Here is a 25,139-nt window from a genome sequence, read left to right on the forward strand (position 1 = left end):
GAAATTCTTTTAATAGCCAAGCGTATATCGGTAATTTACGCACAATGAAAATTCGCATAGCCTACCTGCGACAAAGTTCTTGGAGGAAGGTCGCTTATACTGGGATTACCAGAAAAAGGGGGTTATACAATGGAACAGCAGCTATTGCCGCCGGATTATTGCATGTTAAAACAGCAGATGCAAGAGCTGGCAAACTATCCGTTCGCGAGGGTTGGTTCGATTGGGTGCAGTATATGCAGCCGCCAAATATACTCTTTTTCGGTGGGTAACTGTGATGAAAGGGTGTTATTAGCGGGGGCATTTCATGGCATGGAATGGATTACCACAATGATATTACTCCGCTTTGCTCATAGGCTTTGTGAGTCTGTTCGTGACCACACGTTACTGGCCGGTGAAGATGTGACGGCGCTTTTAGGCAACCGAGGGGTTTGTATCATCCCCTGTGTGAATCCAGATGGAGTTGCCATTTCGCTTTGTAACCCAGAAAAGCGGTGGCAGGCCAATGCACGCGGCGTAGATATTAACCACAATTTTAATGCGGGCTGGTGCGAGCTGCGTGAACTGGAGATTGAATCTGGCATTACCGGGCCGGGCCCGACCAGATTTGGCGGAACTTGCCCTGAGAGCGAGCCCGAAACGGCTGCAATGACCCGGCTATGCAGGCGGCACTGCTTTTGCCAGGCACTTGCCTTTCACAGCCAAGGGGAAGTAATTTACTACGATTTTGGTGAACATACCCCACCTTGTTCCCTTGAGATGGCACAAAGGCTGGCGGATGCAGCAGGGTACCAGGTAGAAAAGCCGGAAGGCCTGGCGGTGGGCGGTGGCTTTAAAGATTGGTTTATTGACTGCATGAGGCGACCCGCATTTACGGTAGAGGTAGGCATGGGTCAGAATCCACTTCCAATTGAACAGTTTGAGCCTATTTACGAGCAGCTGGAGCCAATGCTTGTTTTGGCACTGCACCTTTAGCTTAAGATTCTAGTAAGATTTTTTTCAGGTTTGTGTGATTGAAAGACAAAGGATGTTGTGGTAAAGTAAATGAGCCAGCAAAACATGAAGCGTTGGGAATTTTACTTTAGAAAGGATGTCATGGTGATGAAAAGAATGAAAACAGCATCATTGCTGATCGCTTCCATAATGGTTTTTTCGGTGTTTTTTGGGTGTAATAAGAGTGCGGAGAATACATCTTCTCTGTCGTCAGAGCCGCTTATTTCCGCTCCGCAATCGCAGGCTCCCTCAAAGGCCTCTTCGGGCTCGTCTTCGGCAGTGTCTTCTAGTGCCTCCGGTACTTCTTCGGGAGCATCCTCTGCTACATCTTCCGGCCCGGATGATAAAGCAACCTCCCTTAAGAACATCGTAACGAGCAACAAAGAGTTTAATAAGCTGTTTGTAAAGAACCCCATCGACAAAGCCTATTTGGCAGAGATGGAAAAGGCTTCTTCCAGTGCCGATATGATTAAGGTGAACGAAAAATACACCAAGCTCTGGCAGACAGAAATTGACTCCGGCTATAAAAAGCTTTTGGCAAAAGGACCGGAATCCAAAAAGAAGAGCTACCAGAATCGCCAGGAGAAGTGGGTTAAAAATACTCCTGATGATTTGAAAAAGATTGCAGAAAAAGCACAAAATTCTGGTTCCACCGCGCAGCTCACTATTTCAGGTGAAACCATGGAACATTACAGAGAGCGCGCAGCAGCTATCTACAAAAATCTGTATGCAGTGGATGCGAAATTCACCTATGCATATACTGGTAAATAATTCGCTTTTCTTCAATCAGCCTGTTGTTTTTTCAACAGGCTGATTTTTGTTATAATTCTATATTTTATTCTAAGATAGGAACAATTCATAAAGGAAATGTTACGGCATTGGCGTAGATAAAAAGAAAAGAATCTGTTACACTGTTAAAAAACAAGGAATTAGGTGAGTTAAGTCAGAAGAGAAAACAAAATTCGATACTTTTATGTTAGTTAAATATAACTTAGATGAGATAAAAAGAGAGAGGATAAATAGCATGAAAAATGAAATAAGAGCATTTCTGTTTCTGGCCTTTGCGGTAATCAGCTTTTGTACCCACCAAATATGTGACCGACTGTTCTGGGTGGCGGCTTATTTAAGCCCCATAAGACCAAATGAGGAGAGCCTAGTGTATGGTGGAGTAGCACTTTTTTGTATTTCAATTGTATGTATGGTCTTATCTATCTTCTTCTTTGTAAAAGCCTTTCATGAAAAAAGGGAATAAATACAAAAGAAAGACCCCAATTGGGGTCTTTCTTTTGTATTCGTCCTATATTATTGTCCGGCCTGCACGGTACCGTTTGCAGATGCGGTAAGAGTGTCTGTTACTAGGCCATTAATATTTGTTGCGGTAACAAGGCCTTGGGGAACGTTGTCTACCACTGCTAAATAACGCCGGTCGTTAACTGTGTAATATTGTACGGTAACCGGTTTTTTTGCTGCGTCGTAAAAACGGAAGCGTACTGTTAATACAGGCGACTTACTCATCGCTGTCGCCACACCGTCAGAGTCTGCATTTGCTTCTTCCAATAGCTGTACAGCAATGATATTTTGATAATACTTTTGAAAGTTTGGCTCATACGTAACGGCTTTTCCATTGCAGGTAACAGTATAATCGAACACTTCACTGTCTTTGGTAGATTTTGCAGTGTTTTTTGTGCGTGTCTTTTCAAAGGCAAAAGCTTGGTCTTCCGACAAAACATCCATTCCACTAACGTCCGCAATGTTGAGAAGCTGTACAAATTTGCTTCTCAGGCTAAACAGCGTCGCATTCGCCCATACAGAGGCGCTTTCCTCCCGAATGGCGTAGATAGCATCAATATCGTCTGCCATCACATACCACAAGCCGTTTTCTACTTTGCCTGCTTTTAAGGTATGGGAGTGCTTATCGGCGGTAAAAGAAAGCGTGGTAGACGGCGCATCCAGCCCATACTGCTTTTTCAGTTCTGCGGAGGGGCGAATCGCCGTTACTTCATCTGCGGTAACGGTTGAAATGGTGGTGGCGAGCGTAGAATACTGCGTTTCATCTATTGGTAAGGTTTGCTTTCCGTCTGAAACCGTAACCGAGTTGTTTTTATTGCTGATACTAAGCTGTTCGCCCAAATGGGTATTGGTAAGCGTTATCGCTTCAATGGCAGGGGTCTCTTGCCCACTACTGGCATTGGTAAGGGAATACAGCTCTTTCTTAACAAAGTCCTTTGCGCTGCTGAAAATACCGCTGTCTACGGAGACAACATAAACATTGCTGGAGTTTTTGCCAGCCATATAGTAACCGTCAGAACCGGCGGCCTCATTGCCTAAAAGGTAATCAAAGCTTGTGCCATCCCGAAAATTAACCTGAACTTCCGCAGTGGGGTGATCTAAGCCATATTCATTTAAATTGCTGACGGAGCCAACATTCTTAGAGGCAACTAGGCTAAAGCCATCTTTCACTACATTTTCAGCTGCTGTTTTATATAAGGGGAGTCCCTCCAGCCCCTGCACCACATAAGTGGTTTGGTCAGAAAGACCGGATGAGGTGCCTACGGTACTGGGAATAATGACAAAGCCGCCGTTTTTGTTTTTTACCTGCATCGATTTCACGTCTTCAATTTGCTTGGAGAGCAAACTGATGGCGGTATCATCCGCAACAGAGGAAGTGGTCTCCGGTTGCTTTTCAGTCATTTTCAAAGCGGCGAATACACCGGCTAATACAATGAGTAGGCCGGCGGCCGACAGAAGATTTCTTTGGAGTGGTTTCATATTATAGGTGCCTCCTCTTTAGGAAAACGACGAAGCCCGCCGCTAAAACGCAGAGGGGGATGAATACTGTAAACAGCCCAAAGCCAATAATCATACTGGCAGCCTGTGAAAGGTTAATGTCTACCTGATTTGTTTGAACCGGTGTAACAAGCAAGCCGGTGTTAGAATCCGTTTCGCCGGTGGCGTAACGGATGAGGTCGGCAACGTATTTGCCGTTGCCATAGGCAGAGGCGTTAATGACTCCCTCTGCAAACATGGGTGAGCTGCCCGCAACAATCACGTTTTGCTTGTAGACGGTACCGTCTAACGACATGTTTTTCTGTGCGAGTGCTACCGTGGTATATGCTTGCTGCTTTGCATTTTTCACTGTTTCTTCCGTAGATTTTGAGTCGACCAGATACGAAGTATTATACGAGGTTGCCAAAGAATGCGTGGTCACACCATCACGAGAGGTGAATAAAAGATTGATGGGGCTGGATTCCGGCATCACTACGTTTTCATATTGTGAGACCTGCGGGTTAAGCGTTACCGTGGAAGCTACATTTGTTTGTGTGAGAATGAATGACGCGTTCGATTGTGCAATATGAGTTTGGTCGCGCTCAACTACCACTGCACGCGGTACCTCAATTCCCCATTCCTTCAGGAATGCGGAAAGGTTTGGTAACGCCTCCTGGCTGGGGTAGAAAGTAATCAGCAAGGAGCGGTCTGTGGTAAGCTTAGCGTTTTCTAGGAACGCATCCAGCTTTTTCAACTCCTGCGGTGTATAGTCGGTCGCAGGAGAAGCCAGCATCACCATTTGCGCATTAGCAGGGATGGCATCCGTTAAGATATTAAAGCTAACTGTTTCAAAGTTTGCGTTCTTTAGTACATTTTGCAGTGCAGAGCTGTCGTAAATTTCTTCATGGCCTGTTGCAAATGCAATCACTGGCAACTTTGTACTGTTTACTTGGCTAATCGCCGAGGCCAGTGCCGTGCCAACCATAGAATACGAGGTCGCCTGCCCGGTGGTGTAATCCGTTTGTGTGTTAAATAAATCCGTTATTTGTAGTACACGGTGGCGTTTTTCGGTACTGACCACCACACAACCTGCGCTCAAATTTGCTTCCTGAAGTTCGGAGGCGTAGGTTGGGTTCTTATCAAGGTCTACATATTTTACTGTGATGTTGGAGTTGCGCTCCTTTATTTTATCAGACAAAATAGCAACTTGGCTGTAATTAAAACCATAACCAGAATACATTACGTTATCGCGCACATCATTTTCAGGTCCTAATATCGTAATGGTGGTGGGGAGCTTAATCGAATCAATGACTTTGACGGCATCCTCTGTCAGTGTATTAGTCTTTTGTGCTGAAAGGTCAAGATTTATAGAGGGGTACCGGGTGCTGAGCATTGATACAATAACATTCAATAGAATAATTACGGCAAGAAAAATAGCGGTAAATACCGTAGAAATACCACGGCGGCGCACCTTTTGAGAGGCCAGCACGCCTCCAAGGCGCTTTTTGGGAGAGACTGCATCCTCTTTTGCAAGGCTGCTGGAAGTTGGCGTTTTTTCCTCAAGGGCGGCTTCCTCTATGGCCGTATCTGTGGTGGTATCTATTCTTTGTTCATCCGCGTGGGTTTCTTCTTCTTTTAACACAGTTGGCTCAGTTGATTCTGTGCTTTGCGGTGTTTTTTTCTCTTCACTCATTTGGGTCATCCTCCCTTCAATTCCAGCGGCGGCTTTCCAATCGCCGTGCGGTAAAGAATAAAAATACCGCTGCAACGCTTAGAAAGAACACAATACTGGAGACATTGAGTACCCCTGTGGTGAAGGGGGTGTATCGGCTGTTAAATGAAACCCAGCCAATCAGCTTGGCAATCGCTGCATTCGAGATAGAGCCGGAGAGCTGGTCGATAATCAGCAGGAACATGGAAGCGGCAAATGTGCCAATGGCAGAAATAATCTGGCTTTGCGTAAGGCTCGATATAAACACGCCGATGGAAATCATGGCGGCACCGTACAGCAAGGCGCCAAGGACAGTACCAAGCACCGTAACCCAATTCAGGTTCGACACAAAGGAGATAACCACAGCGGGCAGCAAACTGCCAAGCAGTGCAATGCCAAAAACGCTCACGCACGCCAAAAACTTGCCCATAACAATACCCATTACCCCCACGGGGGCGGTGAGCAGGGCTTGGTCGGTTTTGTTGCGGCGGTCTTCACTTATAGAGCGCATGGTCAGTATGGGCACAATCATCATGCACCAAATAAACATGGTGCCGTAAACACTAGTAATGTAAGAGGTGGAGCGGGCATTCATCACCATTGCATAGTAAAAACCAAACAAGGCCAGCAGAACAGCCACACACACATAGCCTATGGGAGAAGAGAAATAAGATTTCAGCTCCCGTTTGTAAATTGCTTTCATTCGCTTTCTTCCCCCTGTTCTTCCATTTGACCATCGGTAAGGCGTAAAAAGACCTCTTCCAGAGTCAGGTCGTTTGTTCGCAGTGAAAGAATGGGCCATCCCTTGCGGGCGGCCAATGCAAATAAATCGCGCCGCAGGTCTGCCCCGGGTTCTCCCTCAACCGTAAATTCGAACACACCGGGTTCTTTTTCACCAAGCGGCTGTACCTCTTTTACATTGGTAAGGGTGCGAAGACCCTGCGCCAAGTCGTTTTCTTTGCCCTCCAAACGCACAAGCAGCTTATGGTTGCCGGTCATTTGGTGCGAAAGTGTATCTGGTGAGCCATCTGCCACAATATTACCTTGGTTAATTACCAGAATGCGTTCGCATACTGCCTGTACCTCCGGTAAAATATGCGAGCTTAAAATAACCGTGTGGTTGTCGCCCAGCTTTTTAATCAGATTACGGATTTCAATAATCTGCTTGGGGTCAAGGCCAACGGTGGGCTCATCCAGTATTAGTACAGGCGGGTTACCCAACAAAGCCTGTGCAATTCCCACTCTTTGGCGATAGCCTTTTGATAGATTTCCAATTAAACGCCCGTATACATCCTCAATTTTGACTAGGGAGCAAATTTCTTTAATATGTTGCTCGCGGGGAAGCGATACCTTTTTGAGCTCGAACATAAAATTCAGGTATTCCTTAACGGTCATATCCATATACAGCGGGGGAAGCTCCGGCAGATACCCAATTTTTTTCTTTACCTCATTGGGGTAATCCAGAATATTCTGTCCGTCTACGGTAACTTCGCCATCACTGGCAGAAAGGTAACCGGTAATAATGTTCATGGTAGTGGATTTACCGGCGCCGTTTGGCCCAAGAAATCCTAAAATAGTGCCTTCCTCTACGGTAAAACTGACGCGATTCAGCACCGTTTTAGAGCCATACCGTTTTGTGAGGTCTTTTACCTCTATCATTACAAACGTCCCTCCTTCGAGCCATTCCCCAAAAGCGGTGCAGCACTTTGCTGACCGGTGTTTATGGGAAGACCATTAAACCTATCATATCAATGCAGGACAGGTTAAATGTAAACAAATTTTTAAGAATTTTAGGCATTCTTATGAAAAAGAGAATTCGTGGAGTTTCGTGCAATTATTTAATTCGCTTGACGAAGCTATGAAAAAGCCCTAAAATAAAATGATATATGAATATCAATAGGTCTTTTGAAGATTTAAAACTGGCAGAAAGTCAAAATGATAAATTGGGAGTGGTCACAGTGGCAGAAATAAAGGCATTCCGCGCGCTGCGCTTTTGCACCGAACAGGCTGGCAGTATCTCAGAGCTTACTTGCCCGCCCTACGACATTATCAGCGAAGAGGAGCGGCTCGCTTTTCTGGAGAAGAACCCGCACAATATCATCCGGTTAGAGCTGCCGCGGGGCGAAATGCCCTATCAGCAAGCCGGTGAAACACTTTCCCAATGGCTGAATGAAGAAATTTTGCACCGCGATACACAGCCCGGCCTCTATATTTATGAGGAAGAATTCGAGGCTTATGGGGAAACTCACCGCCTGAAAGGCTTTATCTCTTTGGTAAAGCTGGAGGAGTTTTCAGCCGGTGTGGTTCTGCCGCATGAAGAAACGCTTAGCAAGGCAAAGGCGGATCGCTTTGAGCTGATGAATGCCACAAACTGCAACTTCAGCCAGATTTATTGCCTGTACATGGATGAAAAGCACGATACGCTCTCCCGCATTGATGCTCTTTGCAAAGATACACCGCGTTATGAGTTCAGCGACGGTTTGGTTACCCACCGCCTGTGGCTGGTAAATGATCCCGTGGCGATTCGCGCCATCAGCGATGAGTTCGAAGGCCGCAAGCTTTATATTGCCGACGGCCACCACCGTTACGAAACGGCGCTTAACTACCGCAACGCGTGCCGTGAAAATGGAACGGCAAACCCTGCGCAGGATTATGTGATGATGATGCTGGTAGATATGCAGCACCCCGGCTTGGTCGTATTCCCCACTCACCGCTTAGTTCGCGGGCTGGAGGGCTTTGACTCCGCAAAGCTTTTAGAGCAGTGCAAAGAGCTGTTTGATGTAACGGCGATGGAACAAAAAGACACCATAGAAGCCGTTTTGGCAGAGCAGTACGCCGAGGGTAAAAAGGCATTCGCCTTTTATACCGGTGATAAGGAGTGGCACCTGTTGGTTCTTCGTGACCTTTCGGTTATGGCTGAGCTTCTGCCAGACAAAAGCGCCGCCTCCCAAGGGCTGGATGTTACTGTATTGCATAGCCTAATTCTGGAAAAAATGCTCGGCATTGATAAAGAAAACATGGCGCAGCAAATTAATTTAACCTACACCCGTTCCTTGCCGGAAGCAATGGCTTCGGTGGAGAACGGTGAAGCACAGTGCGCGTTTTTGCTCAATCCCACCCGAGTGGAGGAGATTCGCGATGTTGCTGCCGCAGGAGAAAAAATGCCGCAAAAATCCACCTATTTCTACCCCAAATTAATTACCGGGCTGGTCATGAATCAGCTGGAAGAATAAAGTAGCTTAGGCTACAAAAAACAACCAAAGCACCCTATGAGCAGGAGCCGCGAGTTCGTTTTCGCGGCTCTCGTGTTGTGTTTTTATCGGCCCCTGTTTGGCAGCAATTTTTCTTGAACTCACCTGTTATCTGTGCTACACTCGGTAATGAATGAGAGCCGCAAAGGAGAAGGGATTCCGTGAAGAAGGAAAAAGAAAAGAAGAAAAAAAGAACCCGCATGTTGGAAGAACCGGAGCTGCAACAGGGAGATACAACTCCCGAAAAACCGCAGCTGGGTGACGCAAAGGATTCCCTCGAGCTGTTACACCAGAAGCTGGGCGGCAAGTGGAAGCCCCGCGTTTTATGGGTGTTGCAAAGCGGCGAGAGCATACGCTACCGTGAGATTAAGGCAGAAATCACTGGTATAACGGATATGATGCTGAGCCAGAGCCTGCGCGAAATGTGTGCCGATGGCCTAGTGGAGCGCCGCCAATTTCAAGAAATACCGCCAAGGGTGGAGTACCAAATTACACCGTTGGGGGCAGGTGCCCTGCCGGGGCTTGAGCTATTGGCAAAATGGATGAAAAATAATTTTAAGTGAGGATTATTAAATGTACAGCTATTGGTTTGTGATGGAGCAAAGCCTGGACAAGCTGGAGGACGCTCGAGCAATTCGCCATACTGTTTTTGTAGAAGAACAAGGATTCCGCAATGAATTCGACGAAATAGACCCCATCGCACACCATATTGTGGTGTATATTGAGAATACTCCCGTTGCAACCGGGCGTGTTTTTCCCGGGAAAGGGGAGGAATACATCATCGGGAGGATTGCGGTCGGGCGCCCTTACCGTGGGGAAGGCTTCGGCCGAATCGTAGTAGAAAATTTAGAAAACCAAGCCCGGGTTCTTGGTGCAAAGGCGGTCATGTTGTCTGCCCAAACGCAGGCGCGCGGCTTTTATGAGTCGATGGGCTATGAGGCGGATGGAGAGGTTTATTTGGAAGAGCACTGCCCGCATATTAGAATGAAAAAGTATTTGCAACCCACAATTTCCGGGGTAGATTCCCTTGACATTACACATCATACGGTGTAGAATTAAGACCGTGATTCTATATATAGTGATATTTCCAAAAACCGAAAGATGAGAGGGAACGAAAAATGGCTGTGACAAATAAAACGAAAAAGGTGATTGATTCCGATACGATTTCTTCCATTATCAAGCGCAATGGTGTAACTGTGCCCTTTGATCCGGATAAAATCCGCAATGCAATTTTTAAAGCCAATATACAGATTGCAGATGAAAGAATTAGTGACGAAGCACTGAATCGCCTAACGTTTTCCGTGGTTTCTTCCATGCCTGCCGGGGAAATTCCCACTGTCGAGCAGATTCAGGATACAGTAGAAGAAAAGCTGATTGCTGCGGGTTATGCCAAAACAGCAAAGGCCTACATTCTGTACCGAGCGGAGCATACCAAAATCCGCGAGATGGACCAGAATCTGATGAAGATTTATGAGGACCTGACCTTTAAACCCTCCGCGGAAGCGGATTTAAAGCGTGAAAACGCAAATATCGACGCTGATACCGCCATGGGCACCATGCTCAAATACGGTTCGGAAGGCGCCAAATGCTTTTATAACACATATGTGCTGCCTCCTGAAATCGCAGAGGCACACCGTAGCGGCGATATTCATATTCACGATATGGATTTCTATGCCCTAACCGAAACCTGCTGTCAAATCGATTTGATTAAGCTGTTCCACGACGGCTTTTCCACCGGTCACGGCTTTTTGCGTGAGCCGAACGACATTCGCAGCTATGCTGCACTCGCTTGTATTGCCATTCAGGCGAACCAGAACGAAATGCATGGTGGCCAGAGCGTGCCGAACTTCGATTACGCGATGGCAAAGGGTGTTGCCAAAACGTTCCGTAAGTCTTACTTTAAGGCTCTTACCCAATACCTGCACATTAAAGAAGACCTCTCTTTGGAAGATGCGATACTCTTAGTAGGCGAAATTAAGCAATCCGTTACCGAGCCGGTTACCCTCGGCAATATGGAGCAGTACCGCGAGGTTATCAGCAGCTGGCTGCCTGAGCACCAGAGAATCCACGGTTACCAAGAGATTAGCTGGGTCTCCGCAGCGGCGGCGCATGATTATGCTCGTGAGGTTGCAACCCGTGAGACGAATGAAGCGACCTATCAGGCTATGGAGGCGCTGATACATAATCTGAATACTATGAACTCCCGCGCGGGCGCACAGGTGCCGTTCTCTTCCATTAACTATGGAACCGACATCACTCCCGAGGGTCGCATGGCAATGCGTAATATGCTGCTTGCAACGGAGCGCGGACTTGGTGAGGGCGAAACCGCCATCTTCCCCATTCAGATTTTCAAGGTAAAAGAGGGCGTGAATTACAACGAGGGCGACCCCAACTACGATTTGTTCCAGCTCTCTTGCCGCGTTTCTGCGAAGCGCCTGTTCCCCAACTTTAGCTTTATTGACGCTCCGTATAACCTGCAATACTATAAGCCCGGTCAGCCGGAAACCGAGATTGCTTACATGGGCTGCCGTACCCGCGTCATTGGTAATGTGTATGACCCGGAGCGCCAGGTGGTAAACGGCCGTGGTAACCTGAGCTTTACCTCCATTAATCTGCCCCGCCTTGGTATTTTGGCGGAAGGCGATCTTAAGAAGTTCTATGCTCTGCTGGATGAACGCATTGAGTTGGTCATGCGCCAATTGCTGCATCGTTTTAAAATTCAGTGCGGGAAAAAGGTATATAACTATCCCTTCCTAATGGGTCAAGGTGTTTGGATTGACTCTGATAAGCTGGATGTGACCGACAGTATTGCAGAGGTACTCAAGCATGGCACACTCTCCATTGGCTTTATTGGTCTTGCTGAGACCTTGGTGGCCTTAACCGGTAAGCACCATGGGCAAAGTGAAGAATCCCAAAAGCTGGGTCTTGCCATCATTGAGCATATGAGAAAGCGCATGGATGATGAATCCGAGCGCACCGGCCTCAACTGGAGCCTGCTAGCTACCCCTGCAGAGGGGCTTTCCGGCCGCTTTGTAAAGATTGACCAGAAGCGCTTCGGTAAGCTGCCGGGGGTTACTGACCGTTCCTATTACACCAATAGCTTCCATGTACCGGTGTATTACCCCATCTCCGCTTACAAGAAGATTCAGTTAGAGGCTCCCTACCATGCCCTTACCAATGCAGGTCATATCAGCTATGTTGAGATGGACGGCGACACCTGCAAGAATCTAGAGGCATTTGAGTCGGTGATCCGCTGCATGAAAGATGCCGGTATCGGCTATGGTTCCGTAAACCACCCGGTAGACCGTGACCCCGTTTGCGGATTTAACGGAATTATAGATAATGAGTGCCCTAAGTGCCACCGCCATGAGGAGGAAGGCGTTCAATTTGAGCGTATTCGCCGTATTACCGGGTACTTGGTTGGTACAACAGACCGCTGGAACAATGCCAAGCGCGCCGAAGAGCACGACCGTGTGAAACACGGCTGCGGGTGCACCAGCGGACACTGAACACAAGGAGCGACAAACCATGCTGATGCTGTCTGGTATTGAGCCGGAATCGATTGTGGACGGAGCGGGCATCCGCTATGTCATTTTCGTACAGGGCTGCCCTCACCATTGTCCCGGCTGCCATAACCCCAAAACACATCCGTTTCAGGGTGGCGCACCGGCAGATATTCCGGCAATTCTAGCGGAGCTAAAAGAGAACCCAATGCTAAAGGGTGTTACATTTAGCGGAGGAGAACCATTCTGTCAGGCAGAAGAGCTGGTAGAACTCGCAAAACAGATTCGCAGAGAACTACCCCGGCTGGACATTACCGTGTACAGCGGTTACACACTAGAGCAACTGCAAGCGATGCAGCAGCCCGGCGTGCAGGAACTGCTAGAGCAAGCTGATTGGCTGATAGACGGAATGTTTTTGCAGGAGCGGCGCGATTTAACCTTGCGTTTCCGGGGTAGTCGAAATCAGCGGATTATTGACCTGCGGGGACAGCAGCCAATCATTGTAGAATAAATGGATTCCCGCACATTTTGTGCGGGAATTTTTTTGTCCATTTTAATTTCGGACAAGCTTTCAACAGATTGTTAACACCGTGTTGAAAACTTGTTATATTTAACTGATAGTTGTAAAATAATCCATTACTTTTACATATATAGAATGAATATATTTGAGCTTTTTCTTACATTGTGGACTGGATATAATCGGAAATATATGGTAAAATGTATTTTCAATTTTTAATATAATATATTTTTATTAAAAATATTAATAATTGAAGCTGTTATATTTTTGTAAAGGAAAGTGATAAAGAATGGGTCAAATTTTTCAAAACATGAATGAGGATTACATCGAAAAGCATTATCCCAATCGCTCCGTTTTTGAGGCGTTTGCAAAATCAACGAAAAAGCTAGGTATCGGAGTTTACATCTTTTTTGGGATTGTTCTTGCGGGATGCCTTGCAGGGCTAGTGTGGTCAATTAACCAAATCAATACATACAAACAAATTGGCGATACAGAAATGGCAGATGTAGGTATGTTTATATGCATTGTTTTTGCCGTGTTTGCTCTTATCTCAGCACTCGCTATCGTGATTACTGTTATACGCGCGAAAAGGGGAGCCGAAGACTGGATTAAGAAAAGTGCAAGTAATAGCAAGCTTACAGAATCAGAAATCCGTGAGTTTGAGCAGCAAGCAATGGCGTCAGACAGCTATATTCTAAAAATGCAGGATGCGATCGATTCGGTTATGTCTGGTGCTAAAGATGGAATTTTAACAAGAGATTTTATTTATTTGGCGGACATAAATTTAACAGTAATGCGCTGTAAAGACCTTGTGAGTGCGTGTTTAACGGACATGGTAATTTATATTGGTGAGCAGCAAAATCGCAGACCGGTACATTACCTAGGCATTCAATTGCTTTCAAAGAATGGTGCACATTCATTTGCAGAGGTTTCGCCGGAGGCGGGAAATGCACTGGTCGAAATGCTATTGCAAAAGTACCCCACAATTGATACGTGCGATGGTCGTGTTTTGACCGAAAAAGAGTACGACGAATATAAGAAAAGTGAGTTAGCTAAAGTTTAATTTATTTGGATGGAGTGAAGGTGAAATTCCTTCACTCTTTTTTGTAAAGAAAAGCTTTCTGCTGGAGCAGGGCTTGCCCCTCATGCCGGGGCGAATGAAAGAAAGAAGAAATCTTCTGCGGTGGCAACCGCTTTTAATACTTTGTTATAACTTAGCAAATAAAAAATTCATTTATTACGTTGGTTTTCCGGTTCATTCTTCTCTGCTAAAAGTACAAGCCTTGGTTCATTAGCAGAAAGATAGCATTCTTCACATTCCAACTGCGCTTGAAGTAATGTGGCAATGGCTTTATCTGAGGCACGCAGCATTTTAAAATACATCTCTTTGTAATTGGGCATTGCAGTTATCCTCCAATAGATATGTTTTAGATACATTTTATATCTATATACGACATTATAGCATAAATCAACCATAAAATGAATATACTATGTATCTGTTTTGGGGTGATTTTATGGCCATAAAAAGTTTATCAATTCGAATTGACGAGGAACTGCTAAATAAGCTTCACGTTGTTGCAGACTACGAGGGTCGTTCTGCGAACAGCCAAATCCTTATTTTAATTCGTAACTGTGTAGAGCAGTTTGAAAAAGAGCACGGAACAATTGAAATAAAGTAAAAAAGAAAGCCCCACCTTTTATAAGGTGGGGCTTTCTTTTGTTTTCGCTGTACCGGAATCTTATACCTTTTTAACCCGTGAGGAAGCGATTTGCGAAGAGACTTCCGATTTATCAGAGGAACCGGTTTTCTTTGAGGAATCACCGGACGCGGTAGAAGAATAACTGGATGACGGCTTTTCAGAAGAGCTAGGGGGTGCGCTATGCTCTGCGGCGGACGAAGAAGATTGGTTACTGCCGGAAGAAGGTGCCTGCGAATTCTCACTGCTCGGGCTCGGGCTTGAGCTCGGGCTAGGCTTCGAACTGGGTAGGTTACTTTCTACGGTAGAAGAAACTTCATCGAACGGGTAAGAGGGCACGCCGTCGGGGTCTTCCATGTCGTCGTCAATATCAGGCGGAGTGTAAATGGGGTCGTCGCTGGAGACGGAGCTTTCACCTTGCCCGCCGGAGGTAGCACCGCTATTCGAAGAAGTATTGGAGTGAGGTTTGGAGGAAGAGGGCTTTCTGGATTCTGTACCTGAACCAAAAGGCTCTTCCGTTTGCGGTTCACTCGTTATACCGCTTACCGTAGAGGAACTGTCGTTACCGGGGGTTGTGGGGTCTTTGCCGGGCTGGCTGGAAGAAGAATCGCCTTCCTCACCTACCACTAGTCCGCTGACTTCAAGCTTCTTGTTTTCCATCAGCTTATTGAGATCCTTCAGCGACATTTTGCAGAGCTCTGCTGCGTCGAGCGAAGAATCCTGTTCCGTCAGCTTGCGGACTAAATCCGCCTTGCCAAGCGAAACCTTGTTTGCGCTGGCGAATTTCTGAAGATCGTCCGACAAAGTATCCGTTTGACGCAGCACCGTAGCGCTGGCGTTATTCTCTTTCAGGACGTTTTCAATACCGTCCGCCATTTTATCCTGCAGCTGTGTTGGGGTTTGCCCACCACTACGGCTGGCAACGGAAATAAGGATTGCATTGTCTTTGCTGTTTTTGCTCAGGTAACCGTGCTCTAACAGTTCATTTACTATAGAGCCGGTTGCTTCCTGTAGATCCTTATCCCGCAAATTCATATTCTTCAAGATTGCGGCCGCGTCATCGTTCGAGGCTTTCGATTTAATGACTCGGTCATTCTGATCAATAGTTAGCTCTATACTGGGGTTCACGTCAATACTGACGATGGAATCCACCTTCGGCTGTGCCAGGTAAAATACACTCAAAAACACAATGCAAACGGCTGCCATGACGCCTGCAATCTGAAATTGGTGCCTTTTTCTTGGCACAACCACTTGGTTGATTCCGCAAAGGGCCTCCTCCGCTGTACGAGACGGCGAAGGGATTCCTTCTGCCGAATAACCTGGCAGAAGGGTAGGTAATAAGTCCGGTGTGGATTGCAGAACAGCGAATTTGAGCGATTGTTTCAGCTCAGATCGTTTCATTGAACTGCCCCCTCTCGGACGGATTTCTGGAGCTTGCGCATTGCACGGTGATAAGAAGACAATACCGTACCCAGTGGTGTTTCCGTTAAAGATGCGATTTCAACAAACTTCATCCCTGCGGCTACATGCAAAAGCACGATTTTGCGTTCCCTCTCTTCTAAGATAGTCAAGGCACTTCGTAAAACAATGTTGTCGATGGCTTGCGATATGTTGTCTTCGCTCGAGGCATCTTCATGGTCATCGTAATTTTCAAGCTCCTGCTTCTTAGCGCGGCGCAGCTCCTGATAGGCAAGGTTCTTAGCGATGGTAAAAATCCATGCCATTGGCTTGCCCTGAGGGATGTAAGTACCCACAGACTGGCGGACGCTTAAGTAAGTATCCTGCATTAAATCCTCTGCGGTTGCGGGGTTTTTCACCAGAGAAAGCAGCAGCGCATACACGGCATGCTGCGTATTCAGGTAAAGCTGGGCAAACGCCCAATCCTCTCCCGCGGCTACGTGCCGCATCAAATCATCTGTGGGGGCTTGATATGATTGATGGTTCCCGTTTCCGTTTCCAGTCACCATATAAAAACTCCCTCTGTTAGAATAATGAAATTCCGTGCCATTTTATTGCACAGTTCAAGAAAAAATAGGAAAAAATTTTTACATTTCATAAAAAACGCCGCTCTTTGTGACAGAACGGCGTTGAAAAAGGTCTCTTTGCCGGCTGGTAAAACGTAAAAAACCAACTTTGGCACACGGTATGGGGTACCTTGTTCAGCTTGCCGTACTCAGCCAATTAGAATAAAACCGGCATAGGTAATATTAGTCGTTGTTCTCTTCTGCCGAAGCAACAATGGAAAGACCAAGCTCGGTTAACTGCTTTGCGTCGACTACGTCGGGAGCATTGCTCATCAGCTCGCTGGAGTTTGCAACCTTCGGGAACGCGATTACGTCGCGAATGCTATCGCAGCCCAGCATCAGCATTACCAGGCGGTCAAGCCCGAATGCCATGCCGCCGTGTGGCGGTGCGCCGTAGCGGAATGCGTCAATTAAGAAGCCGAAGCGCTGCTGTGCCTGCTCTGGCGTAAAGCCAAGAGCCTCAAACATTTGGCGCTGTACTTCAGGAGAATTAATGCGGATGGAACCGCCGCCAAGCTCATTACCATTAAGAACCAAGTCGTAGGCCTTGGCGCATACGCTGCCTGGGTCGGTCGTCAGCTTATCCAGGTCTTCCTCACGCGGTGCGGTGAAGGGATGGTGCATAGCCACATAACGGTCTTCTTCCTCGTCGTACTCAAACAGCGGGAAGTCTGTTACCCATAGCAGGCAGGGCTTGGAATCATCAATCATGCCAAAGCGTTTTGCAAGCTCGCAGCGCAGAGCACCTAGGGATGCAAATACTACGCTGTTTTTCGGGCTGGCAACGAGAAGCAGAACGTCTCCTGTTTCAGCCCCAAGTGCGGTTCTTACCGCTGAAGCCTCTTGTTCGGAGAGGAACTTTTCGTAGCTGGAGCTTTCGCCGTTTGAAGTCAGGCGAGTCCAAGCTAGGCCCTGTGCACCGTAAGCCTTGAGAGTTTCGGTCAGCTTATCAATTTCCTTACGGCTCAGCTCGTCTGCCTTGCCCTTTAGGTTGATACCTCGTACCGAACCACCTGCCGACAAAGCACTTGCAAATACGCGGAATTCGGTATCTTTTAGAGCATCGCTCAGGTTAATGAGCTCTAAGCCAAAGCGCAGGTCGGGCTTGTCGGAACCAAAGCGTTCCATGGCCTCGTGCCAAGTCATGCGCTGGAATGGTGCGGGAACATCTATGTTCTGCAAACGCTTGTATACGTCGCGCACAAAGCCCTCACCAATTGCCATAACATCCTCCGGTTCAACAAAGGACATTTCAAGGTCAATTTGGGTAAACTCAGGCTGGCGGTCTGCACGCAGGTCTTCGTCGCGGAAGCAGCGGGCAACCTGCATGTAACGGTCAAAGCCGGAGAGCATTAACAGCTGCTTGTACTGCTGGGGAGACTGGGGCAGTGCGAAGAAATTCCCGGGGAATACACGGGAAGGAACGAGATAATCGCGCGCACCCTCAGGCGTAGATTTAATCAGGACGGGAGTTTCAATCTCCAGAAAGTCATTGTCATCAAAATAATCGCGGGCTATTTTTACAATCTTGTGGCGCTGGATAATCTTGTCCTGCATATCAGGGCGGCGAAGATCCAAATAGCGGTATTTCAAGCGCAATTCTTCTTTTACGTTGGAATTCTCCACGATTTCAAAGGGCGGTGTTTCTGCTTTCGCAAGAATACGCAGCTCCAATACCTCAATTTCCACATCTCCGGTAGGAAGTTCGGCATTTTTCGCAGAGCGCTCGCGCACGATTCCGCGCACGGCAAGTACATATTCTGCACGAACACTGGCAGCCTTTTCAAATATCTGGCGGTCGGTGGTATCGCCGAATGCCAACTGTAAAATTCCGGTACGGTCACGCAAATCGACAAAGATTAACTGACCCAAGTCGCGCTGGCGCTGTACCCAACCGCACACTACCACTTCTTTTCCAACATGCTCCTGCCGCAGAGTGCCGCAGTAATGAGTTCTTTTTAGTCCGCTCATAAATTCTGACATTGTATCGTTCCTCTATCCTCAGGCTGAGCCTGGCAGTTTGTTTTCTAGAAATTTTGCATTTGCAACAAGCATACCATTCCCTCTTTCGAAAAAGAGGGAATGGAGTTGTTTGCATAATATCTTTATTATAGTAAAAAAGCGACGCTCCGTCAAATAGACGGGTTTGCACCGGCAGTGCCTGCCGCTACGGTTGCCGCCAAATATTCAGAGGCAAAGGTCTCTTCCTTCAAGGAAATTTCGATTAACTCACCGGTCTTCATGTTTTTGAGCTTACCGCGTCCGCTTTGCAGCTCGTCATCACCCAAAACTAGAGTGTAGACCGCGCCAATCTTATCGGCATACTTCATCTGTGCTTTCAGGCTGCGCCCGCAGGAGTCAAACTGAGCAAATACAGAGCACTCACGCATGCGGCGAACCAAAGCAAACGCGCTCTTCTGTGATGCTTCGCCAATTGCTGCAATGAAAAGCTCGCACTGCGACTGTACGGGTAGCTCAATCCCCTGTGCTTGCAAAATCATGAGAACACGCTCTAAGCCAATCGCATAGCCCAGTGCAGGCAAGGGCTTGCCCCCCATTTCAGCTACGAGGCCGTCGTACCGCCCGCCGCCGCAGAAGGTGCTCTGCGCACCAAGGTCACTCGAAACAAACTCGAAAACGGTACGGGTATAATAGTCCAGCCCGCGAACGATGGTGGGGTTAATCTTATACTCCACACCAGCGTCGTCCAAATAGCCCTTTACACCATCAAAGTGATCCCGGCAGTCGTCGCACAGGTAGTCGAGCATAATGGGTGCATTCTTAGCAACCGCACCGCAGGGCGGATTTTTACAGTCGAGAATACGCATGGGGTTGCGATCTAAACGGTCTTTGCAGGTATCGCAAAGCTGATCAATGGACGCCGTAAAATACTCCTTGAGTGCTTGGTGGTATTTTGCACGGCATTCCGGGCAGCCAATGGAGTTGATTTCAATGGAATACCCTTTCATGCCAAGGCGGTCAAAAATTGATTTACCGAGCAAAATGGTTTCTGCATCTGCAATGGGGTCAGCAGAGCCAAACGCCTCCACACCGAACTGGTGGAATTCACGCAGGCGGCCTGCCTGCGGCTTCTCGTAGCGGTAGCAGGAGGTAAAATAGAACAGCTTTACCGGCAAACCGTCATTATAGAGTGCATGCTCCAGCAGGGCGCGTACTGCGCCGGCGGTTCCTTCGGGGCGCAGAGTGATGGAGCGCCCACCTTTATCATTAAAGGTATACATTTCTTTTTGAACCACATCTGTGGTTTCACCTACGGAACGCTGAAACAGCTCGGTATGCTCAAATACGGGTGTGCGAATCTCCCCGTAGCCATACAAAGATGCCTCTTCGCGCATCACCTGCTCAACGACCTGCCAGCGTGCTGTTTGCTCGGGCAGAAGATCCTGTGTACCTTTGGGACCCTGAACCAATAATGCCATAAAAAACACTCCTTATTATCTGTTCCCGCCAAGTTGGTGGGCGAGTTAAAACAAAACCCCCCGCTCCGCTGAGAGCGAGGGATCCTACCTGAATAGAGATAAATCCCAAGATCAGTACTTCGGATTTAAGATGTTGCGCCAGTCCAGGTCACCGCGCTCCAAACCGTGGATGAGTACCTCCGCGGTGGCGATGTTGGTAGCCACAGGAATATTGTGCATGTCGCACAGGCTCAGCAAATTCATATCGTTGGGCTCGTGTGGCTTCGGACTCAGGGGATCGCGGAAAAACAGAAGCAGATCCACTTCATTATACGAAATACGTGCCGCAATCTGTTGGTCGCCGCCCTGCGCTCCGCTTAAAAAGCGCTGAATACTCAGCCCCGTGGCCTCCGATACCAGCTTGCCGGTAGTGCCTGTCGCGCACAAGCTGTGTCGGCTTAGCACCCCGCAGTATGCGATGCAGAACTGAACCATCAGTTCTTTTTTGGCGTCGTGGGCAATCAATGCAATATTCAATGCTTAATCCTCCTTCATCTGAATTTAATGAAATAGTAGTATAGATGATTTACAGCCTTTCCAGCCTTGCAAGGGGAACCGATTCTCCCTCCAGCCGAGCGGCCAGACGGTGAAATGCCTGCATTGCGGAAAAGTTTGGTGAAACTGGCCTGCCACCGGTAAAAGCGGCGGCGGTTTCCGGGTCTTCCGGTACAATGCCAATCAGCCGGATTCCAGCGGAGTCAATTACATTGTCCAAATCATGGAATAAGCCAGATTTCACAAAGTTTTTATAATGGAACCGGTTTACCACCAGCCGCTGCGATGCAATGCCATTTTGCGTAAGCAATAGGCGCACCTTGTCGCTGCCGCGCAGGCAAAGCGGGTCTGGTGTTGCTACTACAAGTGCCCTTTGTGCTGCGGCAGCCGCAGATTCAAAACCTGCGCCAAGCCCGGCGGGGCAATCGATGATTACGTGGTCGTAGTAGCGTGAAAGAATGGGTACCAATTGCCGCATAAAATGAGGCGGTATCACATTTTCTTCCCGGTAGGGTGCGGGCATTAAAAACAGCCCGGGAACCCCGCAGTCGTAAATAGCGCGTATTGGCTCGCATGAGCCGGAAACGACGTCTGAAATATCGAACATTACTTCATCGTCTAAAGCGAGCATACGGTCCAGGCTTCGCAGCCCGGCATCGCCGTCTATCAACAAAACCCTACGCCGCCGTTCGGCTAAGGCTCGTCCCAACCCAGCACAGACGGTGGATTTCCCCACGCCTCCCTTGCCAGATGTGATAACCGTTACCGCTCCCATAAGTCACTTCCTCGCTAGAACCTCACGCCGTAAGCGGTAACAACCTGCCATACGGTTTTATGAGTCTTCAAACTCGCAGCGAGATATTCTTCCAACTTAAAAAATAAAGTTCTCGATTTCTTCTCACTTACGTTATCATACTAACACAATTGTGAATCTCCGTCAAAGATTTTTTTCAATATTTGAACTGCAATAGTCACAATATATAAAATACTTTTAAAAATAGAACACAAAGGCCGTTTGGTGTGGTTTAACCCGCCGAATTCCCTGTATTGCTGGATGCCGAGCCCGAGGAGCTTGAACCCGGTTGTGCTGCCCCAGAGGAGGCAGAAGAACTGGATGACGCCCCTGAAGAGGTGCCGGAGGTTGTTGACTCCTGCTTTGCCGGGAATACTAAATTCCCGGAAGCATCCACTGTTTTACCAAAGAAATAAGCATCAAACAAATCGCGTGCAACCGCTGTGGAGTACTTGCCGTAAGCACCATATTCCAGCACAACGGCCACTGCAATCTCGGGTTTGTCGTAGGGTGCAAACCCAACGAATACGACGTTATCGGAATGTGGTGGTACCTGTGCAGTACCGGTTTTACCGGCTACGGCAACACCATAGTTTGTAAAGGATGAGGCCGTTCCTCCCGGCCCAGCAACAGCACGCATACCACGCTTTACAATATCCAGATTTTCTTTGGAAACACCAACATGATCGACTACGGTAGGTGCGTTAGGGTCGTTTTGCATCACGGTCTTTTCACGGTTATAGTCTGTCACCTTGCTGATGAGATGTGTTTTCATCCGCGTGCCGTCGTTTACCAGAGTGGCAACATAGGTAGCAAGCTGTAAAGGAGTAAAGGAGTTGTCAGCCTGACCGATGGCTGCCTGAACTACGTCACCGCCGTTCCATACTCCACCTGCATTCACACGAACCTGCGGGCTGGAGAGAACACCTGCACCCTCGTTAATTTCAATACCTGTTTTCTGCCCAAGGCCAAAGCGCTTGGCGTATAAATCGAGTGTATCGATTCCCATGCGTCGGCCAGTATCGTAAAAGAATATATTACAGGATTTTTGAAGCGCAGTTACTACATTTATTGTGCCGTGGTAACCCATGCAGGTTGGCTGGTAATCTTTCCAGAACGTGTAAACACGGTGGCAGGTTACCGTGGAAGAGGCATTGATATAGCCCTCCTGCAACGCCGCAGATGCAACAACGGGCTTAAAAGAAGAACCGGGCATGAAAGAGCCAACCAAGGCACGGTCATACATCGGCTTTGTTTTATCCTGAAACAAACCGGACACATAAGAAGGATTGGAATTGTACTGGTTTAGGTCATAGTTTGGGAATGTTGCCGCTGCCAATACAGAAAAGTCCTTTACGTTCAAAACCACTGCACCGCCGGCAACGCAGTCTGCTCCCTTACCGCCGGAACGCTTGCCCTCATCCTGCGCATTTTTAACGTTATTTGCAAGTGAGACCTGTGCCACCTTTTGTAGGTTTTTATCAATGGTAAGGTAAATGGAATCACCCGCGACTGGTGACTGTGTGACTGTACTGGAAGCCACGGCTCCAGTTCGAGTGGTTTCAATTACCTTTAATCCGTTTGTACCGCGAAGGTACTTTTCAAAGTAAGATTCAATACCACTTTTACCAATGGAATCATTGTAGGCATAACCGCCCAAATTATCCAGACTGTAAGTGTTTCCCTGTTTCTTTTCCTCTGCGTATTCTTCCTGCGAAATAGCACCCAGTGTACCGAGCACATGCGGTGCTACCGTACCGTCCGGGTAATCGCGAACCGTGGTTACTTCAACCGTTGCACCGGGCAGGTTTAGAGTGTTTTCGCTAATAATACCCACCGTGTCGGCCGAGACTCCGGTTGCAAAGGTATAAGGCGTAGAAATGGAGAAGCCGGAAATCGCCATGTTATAGCGTACCGAGACAATCGCACGGGTTTGGTTCGGAGAGTAGCCGTCACAATCGTAGTCTTTCTTCATTTGAAGAATGCACTGCTCGGCGGTTGCGTAATTATTCAGGCGCAGGTGCTTAATTAAGGCCGCAACATCCTTATCACGACCGGGAATAAACTCGTATGCCCCCGCGGCAGTTACCTGAATAGGCAATTCATCAATCCATGCTTCTCCTCTCTTTTGAAGAAGCGAAACAAGCTGAAGAATCGTTTTGTTTTGTGTGTCCTTTGTCATAGCCACCTTGTCAAACACGATGGCATACACGGTTTTATTTACGGCAAGTGCACTGCCGTTGCGGTCCAGTATCTCCCCGCGGGCGGCGGTCATTTTTACAGAGGAGGTGTTCGTTCGGGTAGATACCCCAAGCCAGTAGGCGCCATTGATGACCTGCCAGTTGATTAAACGGAGACCATACACGCCAAAAGCAATAAGAAGAACAACGATGCAAAATAGATAACGGGATAAACCCTTAAAGCGATTCATGGAAAACCTCCTGTCAGCCGGCGCTTTCCCGGATATTCAATGCAAAGGCCCGGTTAAAGGCGTAAATGAGAGGCACCGGAAGCAGTGTGTAAACAAAGCGGGGTAAATAATGGCTGACCAAAGCGACACCCGGGTATTGGTACCCGACAAACACATAATAGAACAGCCATTGCAAGGTGAAAATAAAGGCCACTACTGCGGTAGAAAGCAAGAACGCAGTGAGCAGGTTGGCTCGCAGCAGGTGAACCGCCATGAGCCCTGCACAGTAGCAAAAAACGGAGAGCAGGAGGGTGTGAAAGCCCAGCGACGAACCGCCGCTCATGCCAAAATCGAGCAGTGCGCCGCACATGAGGCCAAAGCCCATTGCTGCGGTTTCGCTTTCAAACAGTGCAATACATATGGCTACCGGCAAAAGCAAGACCGGTCGGGCACCAAACACCGGAGGAATCAGCCCTGGTGTTTGGTTGATTAAATAGATTACAACAATTTCTATAGTATAGGCAAAATAGCGCAGCAACTTTCTCTTGTCTATCATTTAGATGCCTCCGAACCGGAGGTCTTGCTGCTAGAGGAGGAACTACTGGAGGGGGCTTTGCTGCTCGACGGTGAGCCAGAAGGCTCTGGCAGCGAATTAAGAGCCTCTCCCTTGCCAAGAAAGCCAGTAATGATGAATACATCTCGTACCGTCTTCGGGTCAACAAACGGTTTAATCACTGCCATATACGAGACGCTGTAATCTTCGGGACCAACGGAGATGACCGTACCCACCGGCAGGTTCTTGGGGTAAATGCCGCCAAGGCCGCTGGTAACAATAATATCATCCTTTTTCACCTTTGTTTCAGAGGAAAGGTAGCCAAGCTTTGCGTAACCCTGCTCATACAGTTTAATATTACTGCTAACAACGCCGCTCTCGCGATTTAAGCGGTCGAGCGCCGCCATGTTGGTGTCTGGTGAAAAAATAGTGGTCACTTGGCAGAAAGTGGAGCTAACGCTTGAGACCCACCCTACGACTCCGCTTTGCGTAATAACCGGGCTACCGGCAGTAACCCCTGCCAAGGTGCCTTTGTCTACCGTAAAGCTGCCAAATACATCGTTCGGGTCGCGCCCTACAACAGAGCCGGAGACAAACGTAAAATCCTTGTTTTCGTTCTTTAGCTCTAAAAAGGTTCGGTACTGCTCGTTTTCCTGCTTTACCTGGTAATAATCAATCAGCTTTGCACGAAGCGTATCTACCTCATTTTTTAAATTTTGGTTTTCACTTTCAATATCACCGGCAGAACGGCCTACGCTTGCGGCTGCATTGTTGGAGATGACTGTGGAAACCTTTTGCATGGGGGTGAATATGTGCCCCAAAAGAGAAGAAAACACAGAGCTTCCCCCTGTGCCGGCCGAATAAATCATAATGCCTAATACAATAAAAACAATGCCCAGCAGAGCTTTAAAGCCCTTGCTGTGAAACACATCTCTCAAATCGTCACCTCC

Annotated in this window: 24 protein-coding genes; 10 read left to right on the top strand and 14 right to left on the bottom strand. The window is 47.8% G+C overall.

What is annotated here, in order from left to right; all coding sequences use genetic code 11:
* Nucleotides 1-129 precede the first annotated feature (129 nt).
* The 3 genes from CAN90_RS00235 to CAN90_RS00245 all read left to right on the top strand — a co-directional run bounded on the left by CAN90_RS00235 (nucleotide 130) and on the right by CAN90_RS00245 (nucleotide 2,242).
* A complete protein-coding gene (locus CAN90_RS00235) occupies nucleotides 130-972 on the top strand; it encodes a M14 family metallopeptidase (protein WP_085831831.1) in 843 nt (280 codons plus the stop codon).
* A gap of 126 nt (nucleotides 973-1,098) precedes the next feature.
* Nucleotides 1,099-1,761, top strand: a complete 663-nt coding sequence (locus tag CAN90_RS00240; protein WP_085832148.1) for a lysozyme inhibitor LprI family protein — start codon at nucleotides 1,099-1,101, stop codon at nucleotides 1,759-1,761.
* 253 nt (nucleotides 1,762-2,014) lie between these two features.
* Entirely contained in the window at nucleotides 2,015-2,242 is a 228-nt protein-coding gene (locus CAN90_RS00245; RefSeq protein ID WP_085831832.1) for a hypothetical protein, read from the top strand.
* 50 nt (nucleotides 2,243-2,292) lie between these two features.
* On the opposite strand, the gene CAN90_RS00250 is transcribed toward CAN90_RS00245, so the two are convergent.
* The 4 genes from CAN90_RS00250 to CAN90_RS00265 are packed head-to-tail and all read right to left on the bottom strand — an operon-like array spanning nucleotide 2,293 to nucleotide 7,126.
* Entirely contained in the window at nucleotides 2,293-3,759 is a 1,467-nt protein-coding gene (locus tag CAN90_RS00250; protein WP_085831833.1) for a DUF4340 domain-containing protein, read from the bottom strand.
* Between the two features lies 1 nt (nucleotide 3,760).
* A complete protein-coding gene (locus tag CAN90_RS00255; protein ID WP_085831834.1) occupies nucleotides 3,761-5,449 on the bottom strand; it encodes a GldG family protein in 1,689 nt (562 codons plus the stop codon).
* A gap of 16 nt (nucleotides 5,450-5,465) precedes the next feature.
* Nucleotides 5,466-6,170 (bottom strand): ABC transporter permease, encoded by a 705-nt coding sequence (locus tag CAN90_RS00260; protein ID WP_085831835.1) that lies wholly within the window; start codon nucleotides 6,168-6,170, stop codon nucleotides 5,466-5,468.
* Nucleotides 6,167-7,126 carry an ABC transporter ATP-binding protein gene (locus CAN90_RS00265; RefSeq protein WP_085831836.1) on the bottom strand — a complete coding sequence of 320 codons (960 nt, stop codon included), beginning with the start codon at nucleotides 7,124-7,126 and terminating at the stop codon, nucleotides 6,167-6,169. Before CAN90_RS00265 ends, CAN90_RS00260 begins: the two co-directional genes overlap by 4 nt.
* 299 nt (nucleotides 7,127-7,425) lie before the next feature.
* On the opposite strand from CAN90_RS00265, the gene CAN90_RS00270 reads away from it, so the two are divergent.
* The 6 genes from CAN90_RS00270 (at nucleotide 7,426) to CAN90_RS00295 (ending at nucleotide 13,801) form a co-directional block, all read left to right on the top strand.
* Nucleotides 7,426-8,700, top strand: coding sequence for a DUF1015 domain-containing protein (locus tag CAN90_RS00270; protein ID WP_085831837.1), 1,275 nt, complete (start codon nucleotides 7,426-7,428; stop codon nucleotides 8,698-8,700).
* Between the two features lie 179 nt (nucleotides 8,701-8,879).
* The gene (locus tag CAN90_RS00275; RefSeq protein WP_085831838.1) at nucleotides 8,880-9,281 is read left to right on the top strand and encodes a winged helix-turn-helix transcriptional regulator; all 402 of its coding nucleotides are present in this window, start codon (nucleotides 8,880-8,882) and stop codon (nucleotides 9,279-9,281) included.
* Between the two features lie 10 nt (nucleotides 9,282-9,291).
* Nucleotides 9,292-9,771 (top strand): GNAT family N-acetyltransferase, encoded by a 480-nt coding sequence (locus tag CAN90_RS00280; protein WP_085831839.1) that lies wholly within the window; start codon nucleotides 9,292-9,294, stop codon nucleotides 9,769-9,771.
* A gap of 65 nt (nucleotides 9,772-9,836) precedes the next feature.
* The gene (locus CAN90_RS00285) at nucleotides 9,837-12,227 is read left to right on the top strand and encodes an anaerobic ribonucleoside triphosphate reductase (RefSeq protein ID WP_085831840.1); all 2,391 of its coding nucleotides are present in this window, start codon (nucleotides 9,837-9,839) and stop codon (nucleotides 12,225-12,227) included.
* A 19-nt stretch (nucleotides 12,228-12,246) separates the two neighbouring features.
* On the top strand, nucleotides 12,247-12,732 hold the full coding sequence (nrdG, locus tag CAN90_RS00290; RefSeq protein ID WP_085831841.1) for an anaerobic ribonucleoside-triphosphate reductase activating protein: 486 nt from the start codon (nucleotides 12,247-12,249) through the stop codon (nucleotides 12,730-12,732).
* Between the two features lie 295 nt (nucleotides 12,733-13,027).
* A complete protein-coding gene (locus tag CAN90_RS00295; protein WP_085831842.1) occupies nucleotides 13,028-13,801 on the top strand; it encodes a hypothetical protein in 774 nt (257 codons plus the stop codon).
* Between the two features lie 167 nt (nucleotides 13,802-13,968).
* Here the strand turns inward: CAN90_RS00295 and CAN90_RS13645 are convergent, their stop codons facing one another.
* Nucleotides 13,969-14,139, bottom strand: a complete 171-nt coding sequence (locus CAN90_RS13645) for a hypothetical protein (protein ID WP_187138271.1) — start codon at nucleotides 14,137-14,139, stop codon at nucleotides 13,969-13,971.
* A 113-nt stretch (nucleotides 14,140-14,252) separates the two neighbouring features.
* On the opposite strand from CAN90_RS13645, the gene CAN90_RS13420 reads away from it, so the two are divergent.
* Entirely contained in the window at nucleotides 14,253-14,417 is a 165-nt protein-coding gene (locus CAN90_RS13420) for a type II toxin-antitoxin system antitoxin (protein ID WP_143750770.1), read from the top strand.
* 60 nt (nucleotides 14,418-14,477) lie between these two features.
* Here the strand turns inward: CAN90_RS13420 and CAN90_RS00300 are convergent, their stop codons facing one another.
* The 9 genes from CAN90_RS00300 to mreC all read right to left on the bottom strand — a co-directional run bounded on the left by CAN90_RS00300 (nucleotide 14,478) and on the right by mreC (nucleotide 25,118).
* Nucleotides 14,478-15,836, bottom strand: a complete 1,359-nt coding sequence (locus CAN90_RS00300) for an anti-sigma-I factor RsgI family protein (protein WP_085831843.1) — start codon at nucleotides 15,834-15,836, stop codon at nucleotides 14,478-14,480.
* A complete protein-coding gene (locus tag CAN90_RS00305) occupies nucleotides 15,833-16,402 on the bottom strand; it encodes an RNA polymerase sigma factor (RefSeq protein WP_085831844.1) in 570 nt (189 codons plus the stop codon). The genes CAN90_RS00300 and CAN90_RS00305 overlap by 4 nt, the downstream gene beginning before the upstream one ends.
* 240 nt (nucleotides 16,403-16,642) lie before the next feature.
* A complete protein-coding gene (gene aspS / locus CAN90_RS00310) occupies nucleotides 16,643-18,442 on the bottom strand; it encodes an aspartate--tRNA ligase (RefSeq protein ID WP_085831845.1) in 1,800 nt (599 codons plus the stop codon).
* 149 nt (nucleotides 18,443-18,591) lie between these two features.
* Nucleotides 18,592-19,899 (bottom strand): histidine--tRNA ligase, encoded by a 1,308-nt coding sequence (gene hisS / locus CAN90_RS00315; RefSeq protein WP_085831846.1) that lies wholly within the window; start codon nucleotides 19,897-19,899, stop codon nucleotides 18,592-18,594.
* Between the two features lie 111 nt (nucleotides 19,900-20,010).
* Nucleotides 20,011-20,415, bottom strand: a complete 405-nt coding sequence (gene mgsA, locus CAN90_RS00320) for a methylglyoxal synthase (RefSeq protein ID WP_085831847.1) — start codon at nucleotides 20,413-20,415, stop codon at nucleotides 20,011-20,013.
* 49 nt (nucleotides 20,416-20,464) lie between these two features.
* Nucleotides 20,465-21,208: a nucleotide-binding protein gene (locus tag CAN90_RS00325; RefSeq protein ID WP_085831848.1), complete on the bottom strand. Its 744-nt coding sequence runs from the start codon at nucleotides 21,206-21,208 to the stop codon at nucleotides 20,465-20,467.
* Nucleotides 21,209-21,458: 250 nt separating this feature from the next.
* Nucleotides 21,459-23,657, bottom strand: coding sequence for a peptidoglycan D,D-transpeptidase FtsI family protein (locus tag CAN90_RS00330; RefSeq protein WP_085831849.1), 2,199 nt, complete (start codon nucleotides 23,655-23,657; stop codon nucleotides 21,459-21,461).
* A 13-nt stretch (nucleotides 23,658-23,670) separates the two neighbouring features.
* Complete coding sequence (gene mreD, locus CAN90_RS00335) at nucleotides 23,671-24,192, bottom strand: rod shape-determining protein MreD (protein WP_085831850.1); 522 nt, start codon at nucleotides 24,190-24,192, stop codon at nucleotides 23,671-23,673.
* Nucleotides 24,189-25,118, bottom strand: a complete 930-nt coding sequence (gene mreC, locus CAN90_RS00340; RefSeq protein WP_242953544.1) for a rod shape-determining protein MreC — start codon at nucleotides 25,116-25,118, stop codon at nucleotides 24,189-24,191. The genes mreD and mreC overlap by 4 nt, the downstream gene beginning before the upstream one ends.
* Between the last annotated feature and the right edge of the window lie 21 nt (nucleotides 25,119-25,139).

This window comes from Clostridium merdae (genome assembly GCF_900176635.1).
GTDB classification, from domain to species: domain Bacteria; phylum Bacillota; class Clostridia; order Oscillospirales; family Acutalibacteraceae; genus Faecalispora; species Faecalispora merdae.

Coding starts and splice junctions, on each gene's coding strand:
- CAN90_RS00235 (WP_085831831.1), top strand. CDS start 130: ATGGAACAGCAGCTATTGCCGCCGGATTATTGCATGTTAAAACAGCAG.
- CAN90_RS00240 (WP_085832148.1), top strand. CDS start 1,099: ATGAAAAGAATGAAAACAGCATCATTGCTGATCGCTTCCATAATGGTT.
- CAN90_RS00245 (WP_085831832.1), top strand. CDS start 2,015: ATGAAAAATGAAATAAGAGCATTTCTGTTTCTGGCCTTTGCGGTAATC.
- CAN90_RS00250 (WP_085831833.1), bottom strand. CDS start 3,759: ATGAAACCACTCCAAAGAAATCTTCTGTCGGCCGCCGGCCTACTCATT.
- CAN90_RS00255 (WP_085831834.1), bottom strand. CDS start 5,449: ATGAGTGAAGAGAAAAAAACACCGCAAAGCACAGAATCAACTGAGCCA.
- CAN90_RS00260 (WP_085831835.1), bottom strand. CDS start 6,170: ATGAAAGCAATTTACAAACGGGAGCTGAAATCTTATTTCTCTTCTCCC.
- CAN90_RS00265 (WP_085831836.1), bottom strand. CDS start 7,126: ATGATAGAGGTAAAAGACCTCACAAAACGGTATGGCTCTAAAACGGTG.
- CAN90_RS00280 (WP_085831839.1), top strand. CDS start 9,292: ATGTACAGCTATTGGTTTGTGATGGAGCAAAGCCTGGACAAGCTGGAG.
- CAN90_RS00285 (WP_085831840.1), top strand. CDS start 9,837: ATGGCTGTGACAAATAAAACGAAAAAGGTGATTGATTCCGATACGATT.
- nrdG (WP_085831841.1), top strand. CDS start 12,247: ATGCTGATGCTGTCTGGTATTGAGCCGGAATCGATTGTGGACGGAGCG.
- CAN90_RS00295 (WP_085831842.1), top strand. CDS start 13,028: ATGGGTCAAATTTTTCAAAACATGAATGAGGATTACATCGAAAAGCAT.
- CAN90_RS13645 (WP_187138271.1), bottom strand. CDS start 14,139: ATGCCCAATTACAAAGAGATGTATTTTAAAATGCTGCGTGCCTCAGAT.
- CAN90_RS13420 (WP_143750770.1), top strand. CDS start 14,253: ATGGCCATAAAAAGTTTATCAATTCGAATTGACGAGGAACTGCTAAAT.
- CAN90_RS00300 (WP_085831843.1), bottom strand. CDS start 15,836: ATGAAACGATCTGAGCTGAAACAATCGCTCAAATTCGCTGTTCTGCAA.
- CAN90_RS00305 (WP_085831844.1), bottom strand. CDS start 16,402: ATGGTGACTGGAAACGGAAACGGGAACCATCAATCATATCAAGCCCCC.
- aspS (WP_085831845.1), bottom strand. CDS start 18,442: ATGTCAGAATTTATGAGCGGACTAAAAAGAACTCATTACTGCGGCACT.
- hisS (WP_085831846.1), bottom strand. CDS start 19,899: ATGGCATTATTGGTTCAGGGTCCCAAAGGTACACAGGATCTTCTGCCC.
- CAN90_RS00325 (WP_085831848.1), bottom strand. CDS start 21,208: ATGGGAGCGGTAACGGTTATCACATCTGGCAAGGGAGGCGTGGGGAAA.
- CAN90_RS00330 (WP_085831849.1), bottom strand. CDS start 23,657: ATGAATCGCTTTAAGGGTTTATCCCGTTATCTATTTTGCATCGTTGTT.
- mreD (WP_085831850.1), bottom strand. CDS start 24,192: ATGATAGACAAGAGAAAGTTGCTGCGCTATTTTGCCTATACTATAGAA.